Below are 14,677 nucleotides of genomic sequence, written 5' to 3' on the forward strand. Positions count from 1 at the left end.
CCGCCTTGATCTTCGGCACGTCCGCCGTCGCGGGAGAACTGCCGTAGAACACCACGCCCGCAGCCAGATCCGGCAGCTGCGTGGCCAGGAAATTGACCACGCCGCCGCCGTAGCAGAAGCCCACGGCACCGTACCGGCCGCTGCATTCGGGCCGCGCCTTGAGCCAGGCCGCGCCGGCGATGAAGTCTTCACGCGTCTTGACCTGATCGAGCTTCGGGAACAGCTCGCGCGCCTTATCTTCGTCGCCGGGATAGCCCCCCAGCGGGAACAGAGCGTCGGGCGCGAAGGCCACGAAGTTGTCGAGTGCCAGGCGGCGCGCGATGTCTTCGATGTGCGGGTTGAGGCCGCGGTTCTCGTGAATCACAAGGACGCCGGGTGCCCGCCCCTTGGCACCGGCGGGACGCGCGAAGTAGCCGCGCATGGTCCCGTAACCGTTAGGCGACGGGTACTCGAGGTACTCCTGCTCGATGCGCGCATCGTCGGGCTTCACGACCTGCGCCTCGAGGAACCGTGGGCTCAGCTGCTCCAGGAGCATGGCGGCGGTCACGCCACCGACGGCGAACTTCGAGGCGCGATCGAGGAAGGTGCGGCGATCGATCCCGCCGTGGACGTACGCATCGAACAGGATGAGGAGCTCCTGGTCGAAGTCGTGCGCAGTCTTGCGCTCCATCGGTCGCTCTCCTGCCGGAGGGGTTGGGCGTCGTCCCGTTACCGGGGGGACGGCGGTTTCAGAGTGCAGCGTGATCGGTGAAGTCGCCAGCACTCTCGCCCGTTCCCGACGCCGGCGACTCGCGGTCGCCTCCCCAAGCTCTCTTCCGCGCGTAGATTGGCTCCCGACCTTCACCGGAGTGCACGCCGGGTGTTCCTGCAGAATCCGAAGTCGCAAACCCAATACGACGTCATCGTGGTCGGCTCGGGGGCCGGCGGCGGGATGGCCGCCTACCAGCTCGGCATTGCCGGGCTCAAGGTCCTCGTACTCGAGGCGGGACGCCGCTACGACCCGCAGGTCGAGACGCCGATGTTCAACCTCCCGCGCCAGGCGCCGTTGCGCGGTGCAGGGTCGAAGGAAAAGCCGTTCGGCTTCTACGACGCCACGGTCGACGGCGGGTGGGAGGTGCCGGGCGAGCCGTACACGACGGCGCCGGGCTCCGACTTCATGTGGTGGCGCGCCCGCATGCTCGGCGGGCGCACGAACCACTGGGGGCGCATCTCGCTTCGCATGGGCGAGTACGACTTCAAGCCGAAGTCGCGCGATGGGCTCGGCGCCGACTGGCCCATCTCCTATGCCGACCTCGCACCGTACTACGACAAGACGGAGATGCTGGTGGGGGTGTATGGCGGCGATGACGACCTGGAGAACACGCCGCGCTCGTCACCTGGCGTGCTGATGCCGCCGCCCAGGCCGCGCGCCACGGAGCTGCTCGCCAGGAAGGCGTGCGATCCGATGGGGATCCCGGTGATTCCGGCGCACCTGGCGATCATGACGCAGCGGCAGGACGCCGACACGCTGCCCAGGAAGATCCATCCCGACAACCCGCTGGCGCAGAAGGTCCTGGCCGAGTCGATGCGGCAGCGGCAGGCGTGCTTCTGGGCGACGCCGTGCGGCAATGGCTGCTCGATCCGCGCCAACTTCCAGTCGACGACGGTGCTCATTCCGCCGGCGCTGGCCACGGGGAACGTGGACATCATCCCCGACGCGATGGTGCGCGAGGTGACGGTGGACAACACGGGGAAAGCGACCGGCGTTTCCTACGTCGACAAGCGCACGCGCACCGACCATCACGTCCAGGCGCGCGTGGTGGTGCTGGCGGCGAGCGCCGCCGAGACGGCGCGCATCCTCCTCAACTCGCGCTCGAACCAGTTTCCCAACGGGCTCTCGAACTCGAGCGGGTTGGTGGGGAAGTACCTGATGGACACGGTGGGGGCGGGGATCGGCGGGCAGATCCCGGCGCTGGAGAACACGCCGCCGCACAACCAGGACGGCGCCAGCGGGATGCACATGTACATGCCGTGGTGGCTGTACAAGGAGCAGAAGCGCGGCAAGCTCGGCTTCGCGCGCGGCTACCACATCGAGTTCGGCGGTGGGCGGTCGATGCCCGGGTCGGGCGCTTTTGGTGGTTTGGGGAACCTCACCGAGGGGGCGTACGGGAAGAAGTACAAGGAGGCAGCACGTCGCTACTACGGCTCGTGGATGTGGTTCGACGGGCGCGGCGAGATGATTCCCAACGAGGATTGCTACTGCGAGCTGGATCCGGACGTGGTGGACCAGTGGGGGATCCCGGTGTTGCGCTTCCACTGGAAGTTCAGCGACCACGAGACGCGCCAGGCGGCGCACATGGTGAAGACCTTCGCCCAGATCATCGAGCAGATGGGGGGGAAGGTGAACGGGAAGGTGGAGACCGATGGGGCGAAGGTGATTGCCAAGGGTGGGCAGATCATCCATGAAGTGGGGACGTGCCGGATGGGGACATCGCCGCGCGACTCGGTCCTCAACGAGTGGTGCCAGTCGTGGGACGTGAAGAACCTGTTTGTCACCGACGGGGCGCCGTTCGTGTCGAACGCGGACAAGAACCCGACGTTGTCGATCCTCGCGCTGGCGTGGCGCACGTGCGATCACATTGTCGGCCAACTGAAGACGCGGAGCATCGGATGAGCGAGCGCATGCCTGGCGAGGATTCGCCGGAACCGCAGGGAATTCTCACCGCGGGGGACGCCGCGCGCACCGAGGGGAGCGGCCGCGCGCCAGGGGGAGAGGGGAAGGGGATGGGGCGTCGGGCGGCGCTCAAGGTCCTGGCCTCGACGGCGGCGGCGCTGCCGGTGGTTGGGGCGGTGGCGGCGTGCGCCCCAGGGGAGAAGGGGGGCGAGGGCGGGGCGGCGGCCACGCCTGGTGCAGCTGGCGGTGTGCCCACGTCGACCGGGCGGCCGACTGTCGGGCCGCGCGGCACGCCGAGCGATCCCGACTTGCTCAACCCGAAGATCACGTGGGAGATGCAGCTGACGGCAGCGGAAATGGCGACGCTGACGGCACTGTGCGACATGATCATTCCCGCAGACGAGAAGTCCCCCTCGGCCTCGCAGGTCGGCGTCCCGGCGTACATCAACGAATACGTGAGCGCGCCGGCAGACTGGTACAAGAGAGCGCTGGTACAGGTACGCGGCGGGCTGGCGTGGATCAACGTCGAGAGCACGAAGCGCTTCGGCAAGGCGTTTCATGAAATCACCGATGTGGAACGCACCGCCATCTGCGACGACATCTGCTACGCCGCCAAGGCGAAGCCGGCCTTCAAGCAGGCGGCGAAGTTCTTCGACCGCGTGCGCGACCTCACGGCGGAAGGGTTCTACACGACCGACGCCGGGATGAAGGACATTGGCTACGTGGGCAATGTGGCGCTCGCGACGTTCGACGGTCCGCCGCCTGAGGTGATGAGGCACCTCGGGCTGGCCTGACGGCGTCGTGTCGCGAGGGGAATCTCACGACGGATAGGCGGACACCCCCCGATTGTCGGTTCGGGGGGTGTTTGCACATTCTGGGCGAGATCGCCGGCGACGTCAGCGACTCGAGCGACGTCGGCGCGCGGGGACATCGCGGCTCTCGTTGGGACCGTCGCGAAGGAGAGAAAACCGATGAGAACGCATCTCTCGTCAGCTGCATCGTTGCCCGGTCGCGCGCGCGCCGCAACGGCGCGCCTTCCACTGGTGGCATTGGCGGCCCTCGCGTGGGCGCACCCTGTGCAGCTGCCGGCCCAGGCGCTCTCGACGCTCGAGGGACGGGTGACGTCGAACACGGGCTCGCCGCTCGCGGGTGTCGCGCTCTATCTGACCTCGGCGGTGCATGCGACGCGGGGGACAACGAGCGACGCAGACGGACGATTCCGGTTCGATTCGCTCGCGGTGGGACGCTACTCGCTCCGCGCCCGTCGCGTCGGCTACGAGGCGTGGAACGGCGACGTCGACGTGAAGCCGTCGGGAACAGCCGCGATGGAGATCTCGCTCGTTATTGCCCCGATGAACATCGAGCATGTCTCGATCGGTCCTGCGTGGCAGGCACTTCCGAGGCACCACACCGTCGCGCAACAGCCGCAGGGTGTCACGCACGCACCCGACGTGGCCGGCGGTATCGTCTACGCCGGCACCAAGAACGAAGTCGTGCAGGTGGCGGGGATGGCGGCCAACCTCGCGGAGAAGTCGGCTCGGCAGATCTTCGCTCGCGTCCCCGGCGTCTTCGTGTATGACATGGACGGCACGGGGAACCAGGTGAACATCTCCACGCGAGGGCTCGATGCGCACCGCTCATGGGAGCTCAACGTGCGCCAGGACGGTGTGCTCCTCAACTCCGACCTCTACGGTTATCCGGCCAGTCACTACTCGCCGCCGATGGAGGCCATCGAGCGGCTCGAGCTCACGCGCGGGACGGCGGCGCTGCAGTACGGAGCGCAGTTCGGCGGGTTGCTCAACTACGTCACCAAGGCGCCCCCGCCCGACCGACGCGCCGCCTTCGAGTCGATCAACAGCGCCGGCTCCTACGGGCTGCGCAGCACCTACAACAGCCTTGCCGGCACCGTGGGCGACTGGTCTTACACGGCCTACGCTAGCGGGCGATGGTCGGATGGCTATCGCACCAACGGGACGTCGAACGCCGACGCCGAGTACCTGGCGGTGCACTACGCCCCGCTGGGGAAGTACTTCTCGGTGAAGGGGCGGGTGGGGCACTCGCGCTACCTGTATCGCATCCCCGGGCCGCTCACCGACGCGCAGTTCGCCGCCGACCCGCGCCAGGCAACGCGGAGCCGCAACTATTACAGCCCCAACATCACCGTCCCCTCACTGGTGGTCGCGTGGGGCGACAGCGACTGGACGCGCGTGACGACCACTGTCTCGGGCGTCTTTGGCCCGCGCAACAGCGTGCAGTACTTGGGCTTTGCCAACCAGCCGGATGCGCCCGACGCCTCGGGTGCCTTCGCGCCGCGCCAGGTGGACATCGACAACTTCCAGTCGGTGACGACCGAGACGCGGGTGACGCATACGTGGTGGTGGCACGGGCGCACGCAGGTGCTGGCGGCGGGAATCGCCCTCTCCAGCAACCGGATGCGCCGTCAGCAGCAAGGAACCGGAACGCGCGGCGACGACTACGACCTCACCATCACGGCGGCCGGCTTCCAGCGCGATGTCACATATCGCACGGAGAACGGGGCCGTGTACGTGGAGAACCTCTTCCGCCTCAACAGCCGGTGGGACGTGATTCCCGGCCTCCGCACCGAAGTGGGACGCACGCGGCTGATGGGGCGCCTCGCCTACCATGACCCGGCGGATACCCCGCGGCAGATCGATCATCAGTACCCGCTCCTTGGGCTGCGCACGACCTACCGTGGGAAAGCAGGGATCGAGTGGTACGGCGGGTGGAGCCAGTCGTATCGCCCGCAGATCCTCAAGGACGTCCTCCCCAACTCGGCGCTGGAATACACCGACCCCGCGCTCAAGGACTCGCGCGGCTGGACCGCCGAGGCGGGGGGACGCGGGCGCTGGGGATCGCGGCTGCGCTACGACGTCTCGGCGTTCGAGATGCGCATCGGTGAGCGCTTCGGGACGGTGCGCCGAACGCAGGGGAGCGCGAACGTCCTGGTGCGCACCAACGTGGGCGATTCGCGCACGCGCGGGATCGAACTGGCCGGGGAGCTTGTCCTCTGGGAGGGAACGGGGGTGGCGCTGCGCGTGCATACGGCGTCGTCGTTCTACCAGGCGCGCTACACGTCGGGAACGGTCGTCGCGAGCGGCACGAACCGGAGCATCGTGGGGAACCGCGTGGAGAGCGTCCCCACGGTGATGAGCCGGAGCGGAATAGCGTTCGAGCAGGGGCGGCGCTCGCTGCAGCTCCTGGTGAGCTACGTGGGGGAGAGCTTTGCCGATGCGCTCAACACGCGCACTCCCACGGCGGATGGGGCGGTGGGGCTGGTCCCCGCCTATACGCTCACCGATGTCAACGCCGCCTTCGGCGTGACGCGCCACGCGCGCGTGCGCGTGGGGATCAACAACCTCCTCGACCGCGCGTACTTTACCAAGCGCCCGCAGTTCTACCCCGGCCCCGGCGTCTGGCCCAGCGATGGGCGCGGCGTGCAGGCGTCGCTCGAACTCTTCTACTGACCCAGTCCTCCCGGCTCCCATGACTCAGGCTATCGGACGTTTGTCTCGCCTTGCCCAATGCGCGATGCGTGGCGCGGCGGTTGCCGGCGTTGCCGTGCAGGCGGCGGCGACGATGGCAGCGCTGGCCGGCGCGGCGGTGATGGCGATGCCTAACGCCGCGGCGGCGCAGATCCCGGTCGCCGAGTACGCGACGCGGCGCGCCGCGCTCGCCGCGAAGCTCGATAGCGGCGTCGTCCTCGCCTTCGGTCGGCGCGAGCCGGTGAACCACTGGCCGCCCTTCTACCAGAACCCGCACTTCCGCTACCTCACCGGCTTCCTCGAGTCCAACGCGGCCTTCGTGATGGTGAAGCGTGGCGGCGCCGTCACGTCGACACTGTTCGTCGAGAAGCCCAACCCGCGTACCGCGCTCTATCTCGGCGATCGCAAGACGCCGCAGGAAGCGGCGAAGGAGTTGGGGCTGGCGGTGCGCTACACCGAGGACCTGCAGGCGGTCGCCGATTCACTCGCCCGGACGAGGCTCCCGTTCTATTCCATCGCCGACGCGCAGTCGGCGGAGTTCGAGGGGCGCGATACGCTCTCGTTCGGGCGCAACTTCGTCGCCGACTTCCAACTGCGGAATGCCGGCGTCAAGGTCGCCGACCTCACGCGCGCGGTGGAGCAATTGCGCGCCAGGAAGAGCGATGCCGAGCTGGCGATCATCACGCGAGCCGCCGAGATCTCGGCGAAGGCGCACGAGGAAGTGATGCGCACCATCCGCCCCGGGATGAAGGAGAGCGAGATCCAGGCGGTGATGGAGGCGACGTATCGCAAGCTGGGGGCCGATGGCCCGGGCTATACCTCGATTGTCGGCGCGGGTGGCAACTCGACCATCCTGCACTGGCCGGCGTCGTTCCGCGAGGCCAAGGGGGGCGAAGTCGTCCTGATGGACGTGGCGGCCTACTATGACGGCTACTCGGCCGACGTGACCCGCACGCTCCCCGTGGACGGGACCTACACGCCCGAAGCACGCACCGTGTACCAGATCGTCCTCGACGCGCAGAAGGCGGCGGAACGACAGGTCAGGCCCGGCGTGGCGCGGAATGTCCCGACGGATTCGGCGTACGTGGTGCTCAAGGCGGGGCTCACCTCGCTCAACCTCATCGAGTCGCCCACCGCCTCGTTTGATGCACCGCCCGGTTTGTGCCCGGGCGCGTGGGCCAACAAGGACGGGACGTGCCCGCAGTGGTACCTGTATATCTACCACGGCTTCATCCACGGGATTGGGCTGGACGTGCACGACCCGGGACAGTTCAGCAATGTGCCGCCGCACCAGTTCCAGGATGGCGACGCCTTCACCATCGAGCCCGGGCTCTACGTGCGGGAGAACGTCTTCAAGGATCTCCCCGACACGCCCCGCAACCGGGCGATGATCGCGCATGCCAAGGCCGCGGCCGTGAAGTACCGCAACACCGGCGTGCGCATCGAGGACGACTACATCCTGCAGAAGGGGAAACTGACGCGCATCTCGCTCGCGCCGCGCGAGATCAGCGAGATCGAGGCGTTGCGGAAGAAGGCCGTCGTGCAGTAGGCGGCATCACTTCTTCATCGCGAAGGTGAGCGTCGCCCACTTCGACTCGTAGTTCGCCTCGGCGTCGCCGGTGAGGCGGCGCATATCGATGAACTTGACGTAGTACGTCCCCGCGCGATCGAGCGGGATGCGGGCGATGCCCTGGGCGTCGGAGCGCACGTCGCGCTGCTTCACGCGCTGCTCGTCCGGGGTGCGTCCGCCGTACTGGACGAACTGGCGTGCGACCGGCTTGCCGTCGACGAGGATCTTCACGCCGAGCGTCGAACCGATCGTGAGGGCGTAGGGATTCTCGAGCGGGACGATCTCGGCCGGGTAGCCGAGGATCGTGGAAAAGCCCGTGTCTGGCGTGTCGCCCACCTGCACGAGCGCTTTCACGTGCTTGTGATAGCGCTCCTTCGACGGCTGGTTGATCGTCCCGTCCTTCTTTCGCGCCGCCAACTCGTCAGGCATCCCGTCGTCGGCCAGGTACTGGTTGAAGTCCTTGGGTGGGAGGGCGAGGACGCGTGGGCGGGTGGAGGTGCCGAGGACGTAGGTGCCGGCGGCGCCGGTGGCGAGGGTGAACGTGCTCGTGTCGCCCTGCACGCTCCACTGCGCCGTGTCGAGCTTGGCGCGACCCGCGGGAGAGGCGACCGCGACGTCGACGAGCCGGTCGCGATCGATCGAGTTCTCGCTCTTGCTGAAGGTCCCGTTGAGGAGGCGGACGAGGACCCGGCTATTGGGGCGCGCGAAGTGCGACGCCGGGCGCAGGAACATGTCGTGCGCCGCGAGGAGGCCGGCAGATGCAACGAGCGCGGCGGCGGCGGCGGCGGCGGCGAGCGCGGTGGCGCGGGCGAGGGTGCGCATTGGGGGAGAAGACGAGAGGACGAGAAGACGAGAAGACGAGGGGGTGGGGGCGCTGGCGGGTGCTGGTATTCGGGCTTTGGGAGGCGGGGCGAGGGGGCGGCTCGCGAGGGGGAGCGCTGGCGCGAGGGGGAGCGCTGGTGCGAGGGGGAGCGCTGGTGCGAGGGGGAGCGCTGGCGCGAGGAATCGCGAATGGTGCTCCGCGATTGCGGTCGCGTCCACCTCCCCAGCGAAAGCTGGGGCCCATTTGCCCCGGCGCCGTGCACCGGCCGATGCCGGTCACCGCCTCACTCCCCGCCCCTTCCCCAGCGAAAGCTGGGGCCCATTTGCCCGGCGTCGTGCACCGCCCGATGCCGGTCGCCGCCTCGCTCCCCACCCCTCCCCAGCGAAAGCTGGGGCCCATTTGCCCCGGCGTCGTGCACCGCGCGATGCCGGTCGCCGCCTCACTCCCCGCCCCCTCCCCAGCGAAAGCTGGGGCCCATTTGCCCCGGCGTCGTGCACCGCCCGATGCCGGTCGCCGCCTCACTCCCCGCCACCCCGAACCCCCCGCTCGCCTACCACTCGCGTGTGTTCGCTTCCGCACACCGCGTCCCATCCCCGAACGATCACGCCAGCGCGCCGGCCAAGCTGAAAGCTCCCAAAGCCCCGCAATCACAACAACTTCGACGCGATCGCCAACGGGTACGTCCCTTGCCTTGAACGCGATCGCCGCCCTGCCTCCTCCTAACCCGCTCACGCACCTCGCGCCCACCCCCGCCATGGGTACGCTCCTCACTGACCTTCGTTATGCGCTCCGTCAGGTGGCGCGCGCGCCGGGCTTCACGCTGGTGGCGGTCTTTACGCTCGCCTTGGGGATTGGCGCCAACTCGGCGCTCTTCACCGTCGCCGATTCGATCCTCCGGCGCCCGCGACCGGGAGTTGGGGAGTCGTCGATGCTCCTGTGGGTGGCGTCGACGTCGCGCGAGCGCTCGCGCCCGGTCGGTCTCTCGTTGCAGGTGGCGGAGCGGTTACGGCAGGAGGTGCCCCTCTTCGAGCGCGTGGTGACGGTGCGCGACCTCCCACTCTCGCTCGTGGGGAGCGGCGGCGAGCCGCGACGGGTAAAGGGGCAGGCGGTGAACGGGGGATACTTCACGCAGCTCCGGGCGGGGTTCGCGATGGGGCGCGGCTTCACGTCGGCGGAGGAGACGTCGCCGGCGCCGCAGCCGGTGGCGGTGCTCAACCACGCCACGTGGTCCACCGCCTTCGGGGGCGACCCGGCGATCGTGGGGAAGGCGATCACCGTGAATGGCCACATGCTCACGGTCGTTGGGGTAACGGCGCCCGGTTTCAATGGCGCCGAGCACGATGAAGAGGCGCGCGCGCTGTGGATGCCGAGCTCGATGATCGGGACGCTCCTCCCCGACTGGCAGTCGATGGTCGACGATCCCGCCAGCAGCAACTTCCGCGTCCTCGCACGGCTGCGCGGTCCCGGCGATCGCGCGCAGGCGGCGGCGGCCGTTGGGCGCATCGGCGCCGCGCTCGCCGTCGCCGATACGGCGCGCCCCGCGGGGTTCGCCTTGCAGCTGTACGACGCGTCGGCGGGGATCCCGGCCGGCGGGGAGACGCAGCTCCTGCCGCTCGCCGTCCTCGCGACCGCGGTGACGGGGCTCATCCTCCTCATCTGCTGCGCCAACGTCAGCAACCTGATGCTGGCCCGCGCGCTGGGACGCCGGCGCGAGATCGCCACGCGCCTGTCGATCGGGGCATCGCGCGCACGCGTGGTCCGGCAGCTGCTTGCCGAGTCGTTGCTCCTGGCGGTCATCGCGGGCGCGGCGGGGCTGCTCCTCGCCGCGTGGGGGGGCGACCTGGTGATCGCCAGCGTACTCCCGATCCCGCTCGACCTCTCGCTCGACGGGAGCGTGGTGGCGACGAGTGCCGCCCTCGCCCTGGGGACGACCGTGCTCGTCGGCCTCGCCCCGGCGCTGCACGCCACGCGCGATGGCGTGGCCACCGCATTGCGTGCAGCTGGCGGTGGCGCCTCGCGGCGCTCCCGGCTGCAAGGGATGCTCGTGGCGGCTCAGATCGCGCTCTCGCTCCTCCTCCTCACGACGTCGGGACTCTTCCTGCGCTCGCTCGACACGGCACAGCGTGTGGACGTGGGCTTCGATGCCAGCGATCGCATCCTCGCCGTCTCCGTCGATGCGAGGTTGCTGCAGTACGACAGCGCGCGCACCCGGCGTCTCGCCGACCAGGTGATCGAACGCGCCAGCGCGCTTCCCGGCGTGGAACGCGCGACGCTCACCACGCTCCTTCCTCTCACCGAATGGACGGGCGGGGGGATTCGCTCGCAGCGCGCGGAGGGGGCGCCGCTCACGGCGCCGCTGGTGGCCTCGATCTCGTCGGTACGCCCCGGATACTTCAGCACGCTCGGGATCGCGCTGGTGACCGGGCGCGACTTCGGTGCGGACGATGCGCCCGGCGCACCGCGTGTCGCCATCGTGAGCGAGTCGTTTGCCACGCGTGCCTTCGGCACCACCGACGTCCTCGGCGCGCGTGTGGGAGCGAGCGACGATCGCGCGACGTGGGCAACGATCATCGGGGTGTCGCGCGATGCCGTCGTACAGTCGTTGCAGGCGCCAAGTGTCCCCGCCGTGTACTTCGCACACCTGCAAGGGGGGAGCGCGACGATGACATTCCTGCTGCGGCGTCGCGATGCGAGCGCCGAGCCGCTGGCGCCGGCCATGCGCGACGTGTTGCACGACCTCGACCCCGCCCTCCCGATCTATCGCGTCGTGACCATGGCGCGCGTGCGCCAGGACGCCACGGCCGAGCAGCGCGCCGGTGCGGCCCTGCTGGCCGCCTTTGGGGGGTTGGCGCTGCTGCTGGCCGCGCTCGGCGTGCACGCCGTGATGACGTTCTCCGTTCGGCAGCGCTGGCGCGAGTTGGGCATTCGCGTCGCACTCGGCGCGTCGCGGCGTGCGGTTACCGCGCTGGTTCTGCGGCGCGGCATGCAGCTGGCGGCGATCGGCGTGGTGGCGGGCCTCGCACTGTCGCTCGGGGCGGCGCAGCTGCTGCGTTCGATGCTGTTCGGCATCGCGCCGACCGATGCCGTGACGTTCGTGCTGGTCACGCTGCTGCTCCTCGGCGTGGCCGTGCTCTCGAGTTGGTGGCCCGCGCGGCGGGCGGCGCGCGTGGACCCCGTCTCGGCGATGCGGAGCGAGTAGCGGGACGGGTTGCGGTCACATGGTCCCCAGCCTTGGCCGGGGCGTGGGTGCTCGGCTGCCCCCTCTTCCGCCACGATTAAGTTTCGCGAATGGCTCAGCTCCTCAACGCGTGGGCGTGGTTCGAAACGGTGGCACTCGTCATCATCGCGACGCCCTTCGCCGCCATCCTCTTTGCGCTCACCGCCCCGTTCGACAAGGGACGCTATGCCGCCGGGCGGTTCCTCCGGGTGCTGGCCGTCCTGTCGGTCAAGCTCAACCCGTTGTGGAAGTTCTCCGTGTCGGGGGTGAGGATCCGCGATCCGCGCCGCCCGTATGTCGCCGTCTCCAACCATGAGTCATACGCCGACATCTTCCTCATCTCGCACTTGCCGTGGGAGATGAAGTGGATGTCGAAGGAGACGATGTTCAGGATCCCCTGCTTCGGCTGGATGATGCGCATGGCGGGGGATATCGAAGTGGTGCGCGGCGACCGGAAGAGCGTGGTGCTGGCGATGCGCGCGGCGCGCGACCGACTGGGGAAGCGGGTAAGCGTGATGATGTTCCCGGAGGGGACTCGTTCGCGAGACGGGGAGCTCCTCCCGTTCAAGGACGGCGCCTTCCGCCTGGCGATCGAGACGCAGTCGCCGATCCTGCCGCTGGTCGTGGCCGGGACGCGGGGCTGCATGGCCAAGGGGACCTTCCGCTTTCAGTCGGCGCGGGCGCGGGTAAAGGTCCTCGCCCCGATCGACGTCGCGGGGCTCACGTTGGCCGACGTCGGCGCACTGCGCGATCGCACGCGCGCCCTGATCGCCGCCGCGCGCGTGGAGCTGGTGGCAGAGCTGGAGGGGTGATCGCCGGCGGCACAATTTGCCCATTTGGGGTCAGAGTCATCCAAGCATTTCCCGATGACCCCGACCCCGGACAACCGCCCGAGTAACCGCTAGCCGCAAGTAACCCCTTGTGGGGTAGCTGTTTACGACCCCGAAATTGGGGTCAGAGTCACCGAGAATTTGGTTCGCTGACTCTGACCCCAAACTGCCCGACCCCAAATTGCCCGACTAAGTCCACCCTTACTGCGCCACTCCCCCCGCCGCCAGCGCCGCCTTCACCGCCGCATACGCGTTCACGATCCCCCCGGTGCGCGATAGCTCGCCGAACCGGACCTTCTCCCCCTGCGTCCCGGGGCGAACGACCATCTCATCACCGTGCGGCGTCGCGGTCTCGACCAGGAGGCGCTTCACGTCGCCCGCGCTCAGCTTCGGGAAGTAGCTCATGAGCAGCGCCGCGACGCCGGCCACGACTGGGCTCGCCATGCTGGTCCCGCTCTCTCGCGCGAAGCCGCCGCCCGGCACTGTCGACAGGATGTCGACACCGGGGGCGAAGAGGTCGACCTGGGCCTTTCCATAGTTGGAGAACGGCGCCGCCAGCGCGCTCCCGCCCTTCCACGACGACGCGCCGACCTCGATCCAGTTGGCCGCGCTTCCGCCCCCCGCGTACCCCGCGACCGGGAAGCTCGGCGACTCCGCCAGGTCCTCCCCATCGTTCCCCGCCGCGTGCACGAGGAGCACTCCCTTCGAGTCGGCGTACTTCACCGCCGCGTCGACCGCCGCCTTGTCGGGTGAGAAGCCCTTCCCGAACGACATGTTGATGATCTGCGCCCCATTGTCCACGGCGTAGCGGATGGCGTTGGCGACGTCCTTGTCATGTTCGTCGCCGTTAGGCACGGCGCGCACGGGCATGAGCCTCACCATGGCACCGGCGCCAATCCCCTCCACCCCGCTCGCGGCGTCGCGCGCCGCGGCGATGATCCCCGCCACATGCGTCCCGTGCTTGGCATCCGGGCCGGTGACGTCCCGGTTGCCGTACCGGCGCTCCGCGGGATCACTGGGGTTGTCGCCAATCACCTTCCGCGGATCGAAGTCGGTGTTGAGCCCGTACTCGAGCTGTCCCTGCACGTCCTCCTTGCTGTCGGCGATCGCCTGCCCCGTGATCCCCGCCGCCGTCATGCGCAGGAAGAGCTCTCGCGCCTGGCGCACGCTGTCGACGGCCGGCGCCAGCGCGCGCACGCGCGCCTCGGTGACTGAATCGGTGGGGAGCGCCGTCCGCAAGATGCGCACGGACCGGCGGTACATCCCGTCGATCATGGTGAGCTGCGCCGACATCTGCTGCAGCTCGGTGCGCTTGGCCTCGAACTGCCGGGCGATCGCGGCGCAGCGTGCGCGCGTGGAGTCGGTGGCGGCGGTGGGGCTGGGCACAGCGGTGAGTTTGGTGCAGCGCACCTGCTCGCGCGTGAGCTCGAGCGTGTCCCAGTTCACGTTCTCGCCGCTGGCCCCGCCGAGGAAGTTCCAGCCGCGCGTGTCGTCGGCATAGCCGTTGTTGTCATCGTCCTTCCCGTTCGCGGCCACTTCCTTGGCGTTGCTCCAGAGTGCCGAGCGCAGCGCGACGTGCGCGGTGTCGACGCCGCCATCCACCACCGCGACAACCACGGTGCGCTGCGGCGTGCGCCCCGCCAGCAACTCACGCACGGCGCGCCGGGCGCTCGTCCCGGGGACGCCGTCGGCCGCCGCATCGAGAAGCTGCCAATCCTTAGGCGCCTCGGTGATCTCGCGCGTGGCCGTTGGCGTCGGCGCCGCACCAGGGGTGGGCGCGGCGGCTGGCACCGGCGCAGTCGCCGGTGCAGGCACCGGTGCCGTCACCGGCGTGGTGCGTGGCGCGCTGCACGCGCCCAGGATCAAGAGCGAAAAGAGTGACGAGACGGATACCGCGGAGAATGCTGGACGAGGCGACATGAGGCACTGGTCGGGTGACACGACGACGTGAGGGACCGGTCGATCCCACAGGTGGATCCGCAGGGATGACCCCCAGGGAAACTCCCCAGGCGGCAAACGATACTGGTTTCGCGCTGGGCGACGACCGCGTGTGTTGAGACTAGCAGCTATCTCACGAATGG

At 69.1% G+C, this 14,677-nt stretch carries 9 protein-coding genes; 6 read left to right on the forward strand and 3 right to left on the reverse strand.

What is annotated here, in order from left to right; all coding sequences use genetic code 11:
* The coding region (locus tag IT359_16980; GenBank protein MCC6930686.1) for a dienelactone hydrolase family protein at positions 1 to 670 on the reverse strand (670 nt) is incomplete at its 3' end.
* 261 nt (positions 671 to 931) lie between these two features.
* Between IT359_16980 and IT359_16985 the strand changes: the two genes are divergently transcribed.
* The 4 genes from IT359_16985 (at position 932) to IT359_17000 (ending at position 7,705) form a co-directional block, all read left to right on the forward strand.
* A complete protein-coding gene (locus IT359_16985) occupies positions 932 to 2,653 on the forward strand; it encodes a GMC family oxidoreductase (GenBank protein ID MCC6930687.1) in 1,722 nt (573 codons plus the stop codon).
* Positions 2,650 to 3,447 (forward strand): gluconate 2-dehydrogenase subunit 3 family protein, encoded by a 798-nt coding sequence (locus tag IT359_16990; protein ID MCC6930688.1) that lies wholly within the window; start codon positions 2,650 to 2,652, stop codon positions 3,445 to 3,447. Before IT359_16985 ends, IT359_16990 begins: the two co-directional genes overlap by 4 nt.
* Positions 3,448 to 3,624: 177 nt before the next feature.
* On the forward strand, positions 3,625 to 6,138 hold the full coding sequence (locus IT359_16995; protein ID MCC6930689.1) for a TonB-dependent receptor: 2,514 nt from the start codon (positions 3,625 to 3,627) through the stop codon (positions 6,136 to 6,138).
* A gap of 19 nt (positions 6,139 to 6,157) precedes the next feature.
* Positions 6,158 to 7,705, forward strand: coding sequence for an aminopeptidase P N-terminal domain-containing protein (locus IT359_17000; GenBank protein ID MCC6930690.1), 1,548 nt, complete (start codon positions 6,158 to 6,160; stop codon positions 7,703 to 7,705).
* Positions 7,706 to 7,711: 6 nt separating this feature from the next.
* Here the strand turns inward: IT359_17000 and IT359_17005 are convergent, their stop codons facing one another.
* Positions 7,712 to 8,548, reverse strand: a complete 837-nt coding sequence (locus tag IT359_17005; protein MCC6930691.1) for a DUF4198 domain-containing protein — start codon at positions 8,546 to 8,548, stop codon at positions 7,712 to 7,714.
* 755 nt (positions 8,549 to 9,303) lie between these two features.
* On the opposite strand from IT359_17005, the gene IT359_17010 reads away from it, so the two are divergent.
* Both IT359_17010 and IT359_17015 read left to right on the forward strand, forming a co-directional pair.
* Positions 9,304 to 11,748 carry an ABC transporter permease gene (locus IT359_17010; protein MCC6930692.1) on the forward strand — a complete coding sequence of 815 codons (2,445 nt, stop codon included), beginning with the start codon at positions 9,304 to 9,306 and terminating at the stop codon, positions 11,746 to 11,748.
* A gap of 89 nt (positions 11,749 to 11,837) precedes the next feature.
* Positions 11,838 to 12,578, forward strand: a complete 741-nt coding sequence (locus IT359_17015) for a 1-acyl-sn-glycerol-3-phosphate acyltransferase (GenBank protein MCC6930693.1) — start codon at positions 11,838 to 11,840, stop codon at positions 12,576 to 12,578.
* Positions 12,579 to 12,797: 219 nt separating this feature from the next.
* Here IT359_17015 and IT359_17020 read toward each other — a convergent pair whose 3' ends face one another.
* Positions 12,798 to 14,516 (reverse strand): S8 family serine peptidase, encoded by a 1,719-nt coding sequence (locus tag IT359_17020; protein MCC6930694.1) that lies wholly within the window; start codon positions 14,514 to 14,516, stop codon positions 12,798 to 12,800.
* Positions 14,517 to 14,677: the final 161 nt, after the last annotated feature.

This window comes from Gemmatimonadaceae bacterium (assembly GCA_020852815.1).
Lineage (GTDB): Bacteria > Gemmatimonadota > Gemmatimonadetes > Gemmatimonadales > Gemmatimonadaceae > SCN-70-22.

Excerpts from the sequence above, each read along its gene's own strand:
- IT359_16990 (MCC6930688.1), top strand. The coding sequence starts at position 2,650 with ATGAGCGAGCGCATGCCTGGCGAGGATTCGCCGGAACCGCAGGGAATT.
- IT359_17010 (MCC6930692.1), top strand. The coding sequence starts at position 9,304 with ATGGGTACGCTCCTCACTGACCTTCGTTATGCGCTCCGTCAGGTGGCG.
- IT359_17000 (MCC6930690.1), top strand. The coding sequence starts at position 6,158 with ATGACTCAGGCTATCGGACGTTTGTCTCGCCTTGCCCAATGCGCGATG.
- IT359_17015 (MCC6930693.1), top strand. The coding sequence starts at position 11,838 with ATGGCTCAGCTCCTCAACGCGTGGGCGTGGTTCGAAACGGTGGCACTC.
- IT359_17020 (MCC6930694.1), bottom strand. The coding sequence starts at position 14,516 with ATGTCGCCTCGTCCAGCATTCTCCGCGGTATCCGTCTCGTCACTCTTT.
- IT359_17005 (MCC6930691.1), bottom strand. The coding sequence starts at position 8,548 with ATGCGCACCCTCGCCCGCGCCACCGCGCTCGCCGCCGCCGCCGCCGCC.
- IT359_16985 (MCC6930687.1), top strand. The coding sequence starts at position 932 with ATGGCCGCCTACCAGCTCGGCATTGCCGGGCTCAAGGTCCTCGTACTC.
- IT359_16995 (MCC6930689.1), top strand. The coding sequence starts at position 3,625 with ATGAGAACGCATCTCTCGTCAGCTGCATCGTTGCCCGGTCGCGCGCGC.